Source organism: Burkholderia sp. 22PA0106, assembly GCF_047497155.1.
GTDB lineage: Bacteria > Pseudomonadota > Gammaproteobacteria > Burkholderiales > Burkholderiaceae > Burkholderia.
The window spans coordinates 2452620-2465298 of sequence record NZ_CP163163.1 but is presented as its reverse complement, the minus strand read 5'-3'; the positions used below and the strand labels follow the sequence as shown (position 1 = coordinate 2465298).

Below are 12679 nucleotides of genomic sequence, written 5' to 3'. Positions count from 1 at the left end.
ACCGCACGAATTCAAATGACGCACTCGATCAATCGCGGGCCACGTTGCTTCATCGCATTGGAGAACGCATCCTCGAACTCGGATGGCGTATCGACGCTCACCGCGTGAACACCCATGCCGTTCGCAAGCGCGACCCAGTTCAACGTTGGATTCTCGAGATCGAACATCGACGCGGCCAGCGCGCCGTCACTCGACGCGCCGACTCGCTTCAACTCGTTGCTGAGAATCTTGTAGCCGCGATTCGCGTAGATCACTGTAGTGACATCGACGTTTTCGCGCGCTTGTGTCCACAGAGATTGCAGGATATACATCGCGCTGCCATCGCCTTGCAGGGTGACCACCTTTCGGTCCGGGCAGGCAATGCCGGCGCCTGTCGACACCAGCCATCATGCTCCCGATGGCCCCGCCGGTGAGATTGAGAAAATCGTGCGGCGCCGCGTGCGCCGTCAAGCCAAAGTGCGCAAAGCCGCATGAGATCGACTCATCGCTGACAATCGCCTGTTCCGGCAAATGCTTCGCTATTACCTGCATGATCGGCCGTGCATCGAACGGCCCATGCGTGTCCACTTCGATATGCCTGGCTGCAACCCGTTGCTCCCTCGCATTTCCCGCGCCCAACGCGTCTACCAGCGATTCCAGCGCGACCACGCCATTCTCATGGGGATGGGATAACACCGCCAGACGACAATCCTTCGGTGTCAACCAGCTCGGCTTGTCCGGATAGGCGAAAAAGCTGACGGGAGGCTGGGCGCCCACCAGCACCAACAACTCGGTGCCGGCGAGAAAGTCGGCGACCTGCTCGGCAAAATACGGCAAACGCTCGACCTGAACGCGGCCGATGCCCCGTTGCATCCTCGGAAAGAAGGTGTCGCATAACAGTCGCGCCCCCGTCTGCGCAGCGAGCTTGCCCGCAGCGCGCAGCCCGCGCTCCTGCAACGCCTCGCCGCGAATCAGAATGGCTGCGCGCTGGCTGCTCCGGATGCGCTGCGCCACGTGATCGATACTGTCTTGCGATACGTGTGCGCGCGTCGGTTTTACCACGGCCGGGGCAGCAAGATCCGCTTCCTCCCAAGCGGTATCGGCGGGCAAGACGAGCGTGGCGATGCGGCCGGGCCCTTCGAGCGACGCCTGTACCGCACGTGCGGCATCCGCTCCCACGGTGCGCGCGCTGGTCGACGTGTGTATCCAGGCCGACACAGGGCGCGCGAATCCCACCAGATCCGATGACAAGGGAGCGTCGTAACGCATGTGTGAGGCTGCATGCTCTCCCACGATGTTGACGATGGGGGAATCGGCCTTGCGCGCGTTATGCAAGTTCGCCAGACCGTTCGCCAACCCCGGGCCGAGATGCAGCAACGTGCAGGCCGGCCTGCCCATCATGCGGCCATAGCCATCGGCCGCGCCGGTGACCACCCCTTCATACAGCCCCAGAACGGGCCGCATGCCCTCCACGTTGTCCAGCGCCGCCACGAAGTGCATTTCCGACGTACCGGGATTGGCAAAGCAAACATTCACATCGTTCGCAATCAACGAACGCAACAAACTTTCCGCACCATTCACGACCATGACCTCAGGTGAGTTATCCATCTCGGGCTGCCATCCGCTTGGCCCCGCCAAGGGCTTGAGTGACAGCGCATGCCGGATCGTATCCACCGCGGTAAGATGCAAAAATGATGTGCAAATAGAATCTTTGTTACATGATGCGCAAGAATCTCGACTACGGTTTGCTCCATGCGATGACGGCGTTCATACGCGTCGTCGATGCGGGGAGCTTTACGGCGGCGGCATTGCAGATGGCGCTGACCACCGCCCAGGTATCGCGGCTCGTCTCGGATCTGGAGAACCGCTTGCAGACGCAACTGCTGCAGCGCACGACCCGGCGTCTCGCGCTGACCGGCGTGGGGGAGCGCTACGCAAACGAATGCAGGAGCATTCTCGAGCTCGTCGCGGAAGCGGAAAGCAATGCCGCGGGCGCCGCCGTGCAGCTCTCGGGCCGGTTGCGCGTGATGTGCATGGCAAGTTTCGGGAGCCGTTACGTCGTCCCTCTCGTCTCGCAATATTGCGCGCGATATCCGCAGGTCCAGGTGGAATACAGCACGTCGCAATATGTGCCGGATCTGCTCGCAGAAGGCACCGACGTCAGCGTGTACCTTGCCCAGCAATTGCGCGATTCCGGCCTGGTGGCGCACCGGCTCGGCTCGACCTTCGCGGTGTTGTGCGCCGCGCCCGACTACCTCGCGCGGTGTGGCACGCCCAAGCATCCACGCGAATTGGTCAATCACGCGTGCCTGCGCCTCGTCAATCCGTCGATCACGCCGCATTGGGAGCTGACCGACGGCAAGCATGTCCACGCGCTGGACCCGAGTGGCCCGGTTGTCGGCAACAACCCGGAAGTGGTGGTGCATGGCGTCTTGAGCGCCCTGGGCATCGCGATGCTGCCGTGCTACACGGTGGTCGACGCGTTGCGCAAAGGCTCGCTGGTGCAGGTGTTGCCGCGCTGGCGATCGCCTGAAATCGGGGTCTTCGCGCTGATTCCGTCGAGGCGCTTCATCGACGCGAAAACGCGTGCATGGCTCGAACTGTTGAAAGCCGAAACGCCAGCGGCACTGGAGCGTGACATCCGGTTTTTCGAGCCTGGCCAAATGGCGAGGAAGAATCGCTAGTCAAGCTTGCCGTGCCGCTTCATCGGAGCCGAACCCGGCGTTTGATGCGTTCCGGAACGCACCGGCTCGCGCTATCGTTGGCGGCCGCCTCGCCGATCAACGCACCGACGGCGCCGCCGCCAGCAAGCTGCGCAGGAACACCATGATCATGTGTCCGATCGGCGCCTCGGACAGCATCGAACGCTGCAACGCCAGGCCCTGCGAAAGCCCCATGAACGAGATGGCCAGCACGATCGGCGGCTCCGGCGGCACCTTCCCCAATCTGGCGAAAATCTGCGCAATGCAATAGGCGAGACCGTCGCGATGCGCATCGAGCAAGGCCTGCGAGGTCGCTGCAAAATCGCTGTTGCGCCCGCCGTGAAGCTTGAATTCGACGCCCAGCACCGACCACTCCGGCTCGGCATCGAGCGTTCGCGCCCAGGATTCCAGCGCATTCAGGATATCGTCCGCGGAGGCCGCCGGGTCCCTCAGTGCGGCGGCGATATCGGCCACTTGCGACGTCGAGCGCTCCTGCATCAGCGCCAGAAACAGCGCGTCCTTGCTGGCGAAGTTCGAATAGAACGCACCCTGCGTATAACCGGCTTCGGCCGCGATATCCCTGAGCGACGTGGCGCCGAACCCCCGCTCGACAAACAGCCGTTTCCCCGCGGCAAGCAAATGCGCACGAGTCTGCAATCGGCTTGCTTCGCGGCTCAGTCGTGGGGGTTGGGGCGCCGTATTCATGGCACGAAGGATATCAGTTGATATTTAAAATTCAACTGGCTATCATTGCGTTTTCCTTTCAAATATCACTTGATATGCGAAAGGATGTGAAGCGAGTTCGCCTCCGTGGCGGGTCGTGTCGGCCCGGCTCGGCTCGGGACATCCCGGCGAAGCCGGCCGAACGCACCGGCTCGTTTCAGGCAATCGATTAGTCATGCGAATCGTTTTTGCGGTTCTCATGAGAGCGTGAAGCAGGAAAGCGGAAGATGAATGCAGGAAGAACCCGAAAGGCCCGAAAGACATATCCGCAGCTCGTCGCGGAGCTGGCCGCGCTGGACGAGCAAATCGAGCGCACGCGGGCCCGCGAGCGTACCGATGCGATCGAGGCGGTTCATACGCTGATGGAAACCTATGCGATCAAGCATCGCGACCTGATCGGCAGAAATGGCGGGCGCGGCCCGTACGTCGTGAAAGCGCTGCCGGTGCGGTATCGCGATCCGGCGAGCGGGAGGGAGTGGTGTGGGCGCGGCAACGTTCCGCTCTGGATCCGGGGAAAGGATCGCAGCCAGTTCGCCGTCGTCGAGCCGGCTCACGCCTGCAAAAGCCAAAACGGCGAGACGGAACATGAGCTGGGGGACGCGAACCTCGCGGGACGGGCTGTCCGGCCCGACCGTAAGAAATCCCCGACCTGAGCCGGAGATTTCATTGCACGTTCGGCTTATCCCTCAGATTCGGCGGCTGCCCGATTGTCTTCATGCCGCCGCCGAGGTCTTTGCCGTCGTCGTTCAGCTTCGCGCCACAGGCGAGAAGGAAGGATGCATGTTTCGCCAGATAGTCGAGGTGTTCGGGTCGTGCCTCCAGTCGCAGCGGGAAGCTATTGGGGCGGTCCCAGGTTTCAATCACGTACGGCATGGTCTTCTCCCATTTAAGTTGCGCGTTTGTAACGGCCGCCATGATCGGTATCGTGAAGCGCTCGCACAACCGGCGCATGCCGTCGACATTGAACCGGGCGAGAGATTGCTCGACGACCGCGATGCCGGCATCTTCCAGGCGTTCGATTCCCCACGTCGCAGCGGATTCGTCCCAGCACTGATTCGCGTCCACATGCACTCGCGCTCGGTCGCCAAGCGCGTGCTTGATTGCGTAGGCACGTTCCACGTCTTTGCGCAGGTCGCCTTTGCCCACCGCGCCGTCGGCGTCGCGCACGCGAACGATCACCAGGCCCTGGCTGTTAAAAATCACGTTTCTCGAGGAGGGACGCGCGGATGTCGCGGTCTTGCGATTGCCGGCCGGCGCGTTGCCGGCGATGTTGCAAACCGTCGTGGTACGCAGGGAGGGCGTCATGGCCTGCCTGCGAGAAGACCATCGACTCGCCGGCAAGCCTGTCCACGTCGCCGACTTGCGGGACGAACCGTTTCTCGCCACTCACCTGCGAGAAGGGCATGGCTTTTACGACACGGCACTGCGCGTTTGCCGCGCGGCCGGCTTCGAGCCACGCATCGTCAGTCGCTCACATCAGTTCTCGACGATCGTCGGGCTGGTCGCCGCAGGACGCGGCGTGGCGCTCGTGCCCGAGTCCGTGGCCAAGCTCGCCTTGCCGGGCGTCGTGTATGAAGCGCTGGACGACTGCGAACTCATGTCGGACATGGCCGTCGCGTTCCGGGCCGAAGGCAACGCACCGTGGACAGTCCGTTTCATCGAACTCTGCGCGAAGTTCATCGATCGGGTGGACTGATTCCCGCCGACCTTGAGAAGCCAGGGCGGCACGCGGGCGCTTGCTCGATCGAATCGGGCGCGCCATGCCTTGCCAAGGCTCGCGAAGTCTCGATCGACCCGGCTTCGGCCGGGTTTTTCGCCTGGGCCGGGGCGGCCTCGTCAGATCCGGCCGGCGGCGACGGCAGCCGGCGGGGCGACCAGCAGTGCCGAGAGCGCCTGTAGCGCGTCAGGCGTCACGAACAGTATCTCGCCGTTGCTCAGCCACACATGGCCATTGCCCGTCTTCATCGGTTGTACGGCGACGATCGCATTCGGATTCACGTGGTAATCGAGCGGGGTGGCCGACTTCAGTTCGACCGGCACGAGCGGCACGCCGGCGGCGGTCAGGGCCGCCAGGACGTCGACCAGCGGCGTGGGCGAGGTGAGCGTGCGGGCCCGGACGGGGGGCGTATGCGTGACGGCTTGGGGGTCGCGCGCATTCAGCCCGATCGTGGTGCCGCCCGGCGCGGTGGTGGAGCGAGAGATCGTCACGACTTGGGCGGGGTTGAGGGCGGCCGTCGGATACTGGTCGGCAGTCAACACGGGAATCTGAATGAGGGGCATCGATAAGGTCTCCTGGTGGCGATGGCAGGCGGCACACGAGCGCGCGCCGAACCCAGGCAGATCATCCACTACGGAGGGCCACCGGCATAGGGGGGCATCAAATTATCGAGGCCGGCGGGTGATGCATGGCCACGATGGTCGGCCGATCGTGGCCCGATCGCAATTGCGCATCGAGCCAGGCCAGCGCGTCGCGATCGAGTTCGCCGTGGTGCAGGTCTGGCACCGACGTGTCCAGCGCGACAATCCGCACGTCGTCGACATCGAACGCGAAATGCAGCGGGCCTCGTTCCGGCAGGTAGTCGTGTTCGGGAAAGGCGCGTCGCAGGTTTTCGCGCCGGTCGTGATTGCCCGGCATCACGGCGAACGGGATCGTCAACGGCGCCAGCAAGCGCCTGGGTTCGGCGTATTCTTCCGGCGCGCCCTCATCGGTCAGGTCGCCGGTGATCAGAACGAAGTCGGGCTTCGGCACGAGCGCATTCAGTGTTGCGATGGCGTGCGCCAGCATGGCGTTCGAATCGACCACATCCTGATACAGCACGCCCGCGGGGCGAATATGCAAATCGGAGCGTTGCGCAATGATCGTCATGACGGATTCCGTGTGGGACGGGATGCGAAATCAGGCTGCACGCGCACCGATGCGTTCGAGCCAGAGCGGAAGATCGGCGATGCTGTCGAGCACGGTGTCGAACGCGTCGCGATGCTGCTCGATCCATTCCGGGCGGTGTTTGCCGGTACGGACATGTAGCGCGTGAGCGCCAATGGCGCGCGCGCCGGCCATGTCGGTGGCCAGGTCGTCACCCACGAAAAGCGATGGTTTCGGCAAACCCCTGCCGCTCGTGCTGGTGGTGCTCGGTTACGGTGTGGCGATCGCCTGCCTGGCCAATGCGCAAAAGGGCTTGCCGATGTCGCTGATATCGTCGGCCTGGGCCGGCCTCGGCATCACGCTGGTGACGATCGTGGCTGCATTTCGGTATCAACAGGCGCCGAATGCGGCGTCGATCGGCGGGATCTTCATGATCATCGTGGGGATCACGATCGTGAATCTGTTCGGGACCGTTCAAGGGCATTGAGCGGCCTGCTGCCCAGGCGCTTTTCGCCTGGGCAGCAGGCCGACGATACGCGGCATGAGCTTGCCTACGCTCACACGGCGATCAGTTCTCTAACCCCGTTCGCTTCCATCTCGCTGCCGGCGCCGCCCGTGACGATCTCGCCGCGGCTCATCACCCAATACTGGTCGGCGATCGAGCGCGCGAAATCGTAATACTGCTCGACCAGCAGCACCGTCATGTTGGTTTCGTCGACGAGCTGGCGCAGCGTGCGGCCGATGTCCTGGATGATCGACGGCTGGATGCCTTCGGTCGGCTCGTCGAGGATCAGCAATTGCGGCTCGCTCATCAACGCACGGCCGATCGCAAGCTGCTGTTGCTGCCCGCCCGACAGGTCGCCGCCACGCCGCGCGCGCATGTCCTTCAGCACCGGAAACAATTCGTAGATGCGGTCCGGCACCTTCGACGGCGCCTTGCGGCTCGCCGCGCCCACCAGCAGGTTTTCCTCCACCGTCAGGCGCGGAAAGATGTCGCGGCCCTGCGGCACGTAGGCCAGCCCGGCCGCCACCCGCGCATGCGGGGCCAGTGCGTCGAGCGGCTTGCCGCGCCACGCCACGCTGCCGTTCTTCGCGGCCACCACGCCCATCAGGCAGCGCAGCAGCGTGGTCTTGCCCACGCCGTTGCGCCCGAGCAGCACGGTCAGCTTGCCGTCCTCGGCCGTGAGATTGACGTTGCGCAGGATGTGGCTGCCGCCATAGAACTGATTCAGCGATTCGATCTTCAACATGCTGGGGATTCCTTATCGACCGAGGTAGGACTCGATCACGGCTTCGTCGCGCTTGACCGTGTCGAGCGTGCCCTGCGCGAGCACCGCGCCTTCGGCCATCACGGTCACGCGGCCGGTGTCGCCCGCGAGCGCTGCGACGAACTCCATGTCGTGTTCGACCACCATCATCGAGCAGGTGCCGCGCAGCGTGTTCAAGAGCTGCGCGAGTTCCATGGTTTCGTGGTCGGTCATGCCGGCGGCCGGTTCGTCGAGCAGCAGCAGCGCTGGCTGCTGCATCAGCAGCATGCCGATTTCGAGCCGCTGCTTCTGGCCGTGCGACAGCTCGCCGGCCAGCCGATAGGCGCTGTCTTCGAGCTTGATCAGTTCGAGGGTTTCCTCGATGCGTTGCTGGGCGTGGCGATCCAGACGCGAGCGCAGCGATGCGAACCAGCCTTTATCCGCTTTCATCGCCAGTTCGAGGTTTTCCCAGACGGGATGCGCCTCGAACACGGTCGGCTTTTGGAACTTGCGGCCGATGCCGGTGCGCGCGATCTCGGGCTCGTTCATGCGCGACAGGTCGATGGTCTGGCCGAGGAACACCTTGCCCGAATCGGCCTTCGTCTTGCCGGTGATCACGTCCATCATGGTGGTCTTGCCCGCGCCGTTCGGGCCGATGATGCAGCGCAGTTCGCCTGCGTCGATCGACAGCGAGAGCTTCTTGAGCGCGCGAAAGCCGTCGAAACTTACTTCGATATCCTCAAGATAGAGGATCGTGCCGTGCGAGGTATCGATCTCGCCTGGGGTGACAACGCGCCCCATCGACGCAACGCCGCTGACGGTCAGTTCGTCGCTACGGTCGGTAACTTCGTGTCCGCTCACTTTCGGCCTCCACGTTTCATGACGGATTCGATCACGCCCACGATGCCGCGCGGCATCAGGAGCGGCACCAGCACGAAGATCAGGCCGAGGAAGAACAGCCAGTATTCGGCGAAGTAGGCCGTAAAGAAGCTCTTCGCGCCGTTCACCGCGAACGCGCCGATGATCGGGCCGATCAGCGTGCCGCGCCCGCCCACCGCCACCCAGATCGCCATCTCGATCGAGTTGCCCGGAGACATCTCGCTCGGGTTGATGATGCCGACCTGCGGCACATAGAGCGCGCCGGCGATGCCGCACAGCACGGCCGACACGGTCCACACGAACAGCTTGTAGGCGAGCGGGCTGTAGCCGAGGAACATCAGCCGCGTTTCGCCGTCGCGCACGGCGGTGACCACCCGCCCGAGCTTCGAGGTGACGATCGCGCGCGCGGCGATGAACGCGAGCACCAGCGTGGCGAACGTCAGTAGCAGCAACACCGTGCGCATGCCGGGCGAGGTGATGGTGTAGCCGGCCAGGCGCTTGAAATCGGTGAAGCCGTTGTTGCCGCCGAAGCCGGTTTCGTTGCGATAGAACAGCAGCATCGCGGCGAACGTCATGGCCTGCGTGATGATCGACAGGTACACGCCCTTCACGCGCGAGCGGAACGTGAAGAAGCCGAACACCCAGGCGATCACGGCCGGGGCCAGCACCACCAGCGCCAGCGCGACGATCAGGTGATCGGAGCCGTTCCAGTACCACGGCAGCGATTTCCAGTTCAGGAACACCATGAAGTCGGGCAGGTTGCTGCCGTACACGCCGTCGTGGCCGATCTCGCGCATCAGGTACATGCCGATCGCATAGCCGCCGATCGCGAAGAACAGGCCGTGGCCGAGGCTCAGGATGCCGCAGTAGCCCCACACGAGGTCGAGCGCGAGCGCACCGATCGCGTAGCACATGAACTTGCCGGCGATCGTCATCGCATAGGACGACAAATGAAACGTGCTCGACTCGGGCGTGACGAGCGCCGCGATCGGCACGCCGATGCCGATCACGATGCACAGCGCGACCAGCGCGAGCCAAGCGCGGCGCGACAGCAGCGCGGCGCGCGGCGGCAGGCCGAGCGCGAAGCCGGATGTGCCGCCCGCGCCCGGGGTGGGCAGCGTGGCCGGCGTGACCGGCGCGGCGGCGAGGGACGAGGTCGAAGTCATGTTTCAGGCCTCCGCGCTACGGCCCTTCAGGGCGAACATGCCCTGCGGGCGTTTCTGAATGAACAGCACGATCATGACGAGCACCACGATCTTGGCGAGCACGGCGCCCCAGAACGGCTCGATCGCCTTGCTGACGAGGCCGAGGCCGAAGCCGCCCACCACCGTGCCGGCGATCTGGCCCACGCCGCCGAGCACCACCGCCATGAACGAATCGATGATGTAGTTCTGGCCGAGGTCGGGGCCGACGTTGCCGATCTGCGAGAGCGCGCAGCCGCCGAGCCCGGCGATGCCCGCGCCGAACGCGAATGCATAGGAATCCACACGAGCCGTCTTCACGCCGACGCAGGCCGCCATCCGGCGGTTCTGCGTGACGGCGCGCACGAACAGGCCGAGGCGAGTCTGGGTCAGCACGGCCCAGGCGATGCCGACCACGATCAGCGAGAACGCCAGGATCGCGATGCGGTTGTACGGCAGGATCAGGTTCTGCATGACGCTTACGCCGCCGCTCATCCACGACGGGTTCGAGACCTGCACGTTCTGCGCGCCGAAGATCATGCGGGTGGCCTGGATCAGGATCAGGCTCACGCCGAAGGTGGCCAGCAGCGTTTCGAGCGGGCGGCCGTACAGATGCTTGAGCACGGTGCGCTCCAGCACCACGCCCACCACGGCGGCGGCCACGAACGAGGCCGGCACGGCCAGCAGCGGATACCAGTCGAACGCGCCCGGCGCGTAGCGCTGGAACAGCGTCTGCACCACATAGGTGGCGTAGGCGCCGATCATCAGGAATTCACCGTGCGCCATGTTGATCACGCCGATCAGGCCGTAGGTGATCGCCAGGCCGAGCGCGGCGAGCAGCAGCACGCTGCCGAGCGAGAGGCCGGCGAACAGCGTGCTGGCGATCTCGCCGCGTTCCTGCAGCGAATGCAGTGCGTCGAGGCCTTCCTGCGCCGCCGCGCGCACTTGCGCATCGGGTTCGGCGAAGCTGCCGTCGGGGTTCTTCGCGACGAGCGGGCGCAACTGCTCGATCATGTCGAGATCGTGGCGCGCGGCCACCACCTTCACGGCTTCGAGCCGCTTGGCGGCGTCCTTGTCGTGCAGCGCGGTGATCGCCCACAGCGCGTCGAGGCGGCGCTTGAGCGTGGCATCGGTTTCCTTCGCGCGCGCTTTTTCGATCAGCGGCTTGATCGACGAATCGGGATTCTTGAGCAGGGCATCGACCGCGGCGGTGCGCGTGGCGAGATCGGGCGAGGCGAGGTCGAGCGCCGACAGCGCGTTGGCCACCTTGCTGCGCAGCAGGTTGTTGAGCGTGATGGCTTGCGCGTCGCCGGGCTGCACGGTGGCGCCGCTCAGGGCGTCCTTGGTGCTGCCGTCGTCGGCCTGCACCAGCAGCTTGCCGTCGTCGGTGGCGAGCACGCCGCCGTCGGCCAGCGCGTGCAGCAACGCGACCGATGCGGCATCGCCTGCCGCCGAGAGATGGTCGATCGCGGCGAGCTTCGCATCGAAATCGTCGCCGGCCAGCGCGGCCGTATCGGCGGCATCGAGCGCGAACGCCGGGCTGGGCGCGACGCACGCGAGCGCGGCGAAAGCAGCGAGCGCGGCAAGGCCGTGTCGGGCGCGGCGTGGGAACGTGAGCATCGGAAAATCCTGGCTGTCGGTTGAACCGCAGGGTGAACAACCGCGCGACCGGCCGGCCGCGCGGGGAGAAGCGGCCGCGCACGGCGCGGTGCGCGGAGGCCGCCTCGCGGGCGGCCGCCCGTTCAGGCGAGCGCGGCGCGGCGGCGGCGCAGGAAGTCGCCGATCGAGCTGACCACGTCGGGCTTGCCCGCGTTGCCCGGGATATACGGGCTCCACGGTTGCGCGCGCACCGTCGTCTTGGTGCGCCACACCACGTTGAACTGGCCGTCGGCGCGGATCTCGCCGATCATCACCGGCTTGTGCAGGTGGTGATTGCCGTCCATCTCCAGCACGAAGCCCGACGGCGCGTTGAACTTCTGGCCGATCATCGCCACGCGCACCTTGTCGACGTCCGTGCTCTTGGCCTTCTCGACCGCCTGCTTCCACATGTGGATGCCGACGAAGGTCGCTTCCATCGGATCGTTCGTCACGCGCTTGGCGCCGCCCGGCAGGTTGTTCTTCTTGACCCAGTCCGCGAACATCGCCTTGAACTTCGCGTTCTCGGGATTGCGCAGCGACATGAAGTAGTTCCAGGCGGCCAGGTTGCCGACCAGCGGCTTGGTGTCGATGCCGCGCAGTTCTTCCTCGCCCACCGAGAACGCCACCACCGGCACGTCGGTGGCCTTGAGGCCCTGGTTGCCGAGTTCCTTGTAGAACGGCACGTTCGAATCGCCGTTGATGGTGGAGATCACGCAGGTCTTGCCGCCTTGCGAGAAGGTGCGGATGTTCGAGACGATGGTCTGGTAGTCGCTATGACCGAACGGCGTGTAGACCTCCTGAATATCGGCGTCCTGAACGCCCTTCGATTTCAGGAACGCGCGCAGGATCTTGTTGGTCGTGCGCGGGTACACGTAGTCGGTGCCGAGCAGGAAGAAGCGCTTGGCGGCGCCGCCTTCGGCGCTCATCAGGTATTCGGTGGCGGGGATCGCCTGCTGGTTCGGCGCGGCGCCCGTGTAGAACACGTTGCGCGACATTTCCTCGCCTTCGTACTGCACCGGGTAGAACAGCAGGCCGTTCAGTTCCTCGAACACCGGCAGCACCGATTTGCGCGACACCGAGGTCCAGCAGCCGAACGTGACGGCGACCTTGTCCTGCGTGAGCAGCCCGCGCGCCTTCTCGGCGAACAGCGGCCAGTTCGAGGCCGGATCGACCACCACCGGCTGCAACTGGCGGCCCATCACGCCGCCCGACTTGTTGATTTCCGCGATGGTCATCAGCGCGGTGTCCTTCAACGAGGTCTCGGAGATCGCCATCGTGCCCGACAGCGAATGCAGGATGCCGACCTTGATCGGACCTTTGTCCGTGCTTTGTGCCAGTGCCGACGGCACCTTTGCTGCCAGACCCGCTACCCCGACTGCCGATGCGACCTTCAAGAACTCGCGCTTTTTCATGGATCGTCCCAAGTGGTTGAATGTTGTATCTGGTCTTGGATACAAGACGATATTC

The 12679-nt window shown here is 64.7% G+C and carries 14 protein-coding genes and 1 pseudogene; 4 read left to right on the top strand and 11 right to left on the bottom strand.

Annotated features, from left to right (window positions below):
- Positions 1–11: 11 nt before the first annotated feature.
- Positions 12–1560: pseudogene (locus AB4850_RS25675) on the bottom strand (acetolactate synthase large subunit).
- 137 nt (positions 1561–1697) lie between these two features.
- Here AB4850_RS25675 and AB4850_RS25670 point away from each other — a divergent pair.
- Positions 1698–2663 carry a LysR family transcriptional regulator gene (locus AB4850_RS25670; protein ID WP_414442289.1) on the top strand — a complete coding sequence of 322 codons (966 nt, stop codon included), beginning with the start codon at positions 1698–1700 and terminating at the stop codon, positions 2661–2663.
- 96 nt (positions 2664–2759) lie between these two features.
- Here AB4850_RS25670 and AB4850_RS25665 read toward each other — a convergent pair whose 3' ends face one another.
- A complete protein-coding gene (locus AB4850_RS25665; RefSeq protein WP_414442288.1) occupies positions 2760–3386 on the bottom strand; it encodes a TetR/AcrR family transcriptional regulator in 627 nt (208 codons plus the stop codon).
- A 245-nt stretch (positions 3387–3631) separates the two neighbouring features.
- Here AB4850_RS25665 and AB4850_RS25660 point away from each other — a divergent pair, with 245 nt between their 5' ends.
- The gene (locus AB4850_RS25660) at positions 3632–4057 is read left to right on the top strand and encodes an H-NS family nucleoid-associated regulatory protein (RefSeq protein ID WP_414442287.1); all 426 of its coding nucleotides are present in this window, start codon (positions 3632–3634) and stop codon (positions 4055–4057) included.
- A gap of 10 nt (positions 4058–4067) precedes the next feature.
- Here the strand turns inward: AB4850_RS25660 and AB4850_RS25655 are convergent, their stop codons facing one another.
- Positions 4068–4709 (bottom strand): enolase C-terminal domain-like protein, encoded by a 642-nt coding sequence (locus AB4850_RS25655; protein WP_414442286.1) that lies wholly within the window; start codon positions 4707–4709, stop codon positions 4068–4070.
- Between AB4850_RS25655 and AB4850_RS25650 the strand changes: the two genes are divergently transcribed.
- A complete protein-coding gene (locus tag AB4850_RS25650; protein WP_414442285.1) occupies positions 4672–5100 on the top strand; it encodes a LysR family substrate-binding domain-containing protein in 429 nt (142 codons plus the stop codon). The two genes, AB4850_RS25655 and AB4850_RS25650, sit on opposite strands and share 38 nt — an antisense overlap.
- A 140-nt stretch (positions 5101–5240) precedes the next feature.
- On the opposite strand, the gene AB4850_RS25645 is transcribed toward AB4850_RS25650, so the two are convergent.
- The 3 genes from AB4850_RS25645 to AB4850_RS25635 form a co-directional block, all read right to left on the bottom strand.
- On the bottom strand, positions 5241–5684 hold the full coding sequence (locus AB4850_RS25645) for a hypothetical protein (RefSeq protein WP_414442284.1): 444 nt from the start codon (positions 5682–5684) through the stop codon (positions 5241–5243).
- 97 nt (positions 5685–5781) lie between these two features.
- Positions 5782–6270, bottom strand: a complete 489-nt coding sequence (locus AB4850_RS25640) for a metallophosphoesterase (protein WP_414442283.1) — start codon at positions 6268–6270, stop codon at positions 5782–5784.
- A gap of 30 nt (positions 6271–6300) precedes the next feature.
- Entirely contained in the window at positions 6301–6507 is a 207-nt protein-coding gene (locus AB4850_RS25635) for an HAD hydrolase-like protein (RefSeq protein ID WP_414442282.1), read from the bottom strand.
- 13 nt (positions 6508–6520) lie between these two features.
- Between AB4850_RS25635 and AB4850_RS25630 the strand changes: the two genes are divergently transcribed.
- Positions 6521–6754, top strand: coding sequence for a DMT family transporter (locus AB4850_RS25630; RefSeq protein WP_414442281.1), 234 nt, complete (start codon positions 6521–6523; stop codon positions 6752–6754).
- 70 nt (positions 6755–6824) lie between these two features.
- Here the strand turns inward: AB4850_RS25630 and urtE are convergent, their stop codons facing one another.
- The 5 genes from urtE to urtA form a co-directional block, all read right to left on the bottom strand.
- Positions 6825–7517: an urea ABC transporter ATP-binding subunit UrtE gene (gene urtE, locus AB4850_RS25625; protein ID WP_414442280.1), complete on the bottom strand. Its 693-nt coding sequence runs from the start codon at positions 7515–7517 to the stop codon at positions 6825–6827.
- A 12-nt stretch (positions 7518–7529) separates the two neighbouring features.
- Positions 7530–8315 carry an urea ABC transporter ATP-binding protein UrtD gene (gene urtD, locus AB4850_RS25620; RefSeq protein WP_414445611.1) on the bottom strand — a complete coding sequence of 262 codons (786 nt, stop codon included), beginning with the start codon at positions 8313–8315 and terminating at the stop codon, positions 7530–7532.
- A 56-nt stretch (positions 8316–8371) separates the two neighbouring features.
- Positions 8372–9559 (bottom strand): urea ABC transporter permease subunit UrtC, encoded by a 1188-nt coding sequence (gene urtC / locus AB4850_RS25615; protein ID WP_414442279.1) that lies wholly within the window; start codon positions 9557–9559, stop codon positions 8372–8374.
- Positions 9560–9562: 3 nt separating this feature from the next.
- Positions 9563–11194 carry an urea ABC transporter permease subunit UrtB gene (urtB, locus tag AB4850_RS25610; RefSeq protein WP_414442278.1) on the bottom strand — a complete coding sequence of 544 codons (1632 nt, stop codon included), beginning with the start codon at positions 11192–11194 and terminating at the stop codon, positions 9563–9565.
- A 122-nt stretch (positions 11195–11316) separates the two neighbouring features.
- On the bottom strand, positions 11317–12624 hold the full coding sequence (gene urtA, locus AB4850_RS25605; RefSeq protein ID WP_414442277.1) for an urea ABC transporter substrate-binding protein: 1308 nt from the start codon (positions 12622–12624) through the stop codon (positions 11317–11319).
- Positions 12625–12679: the final 55 nt, after the last annotated feature.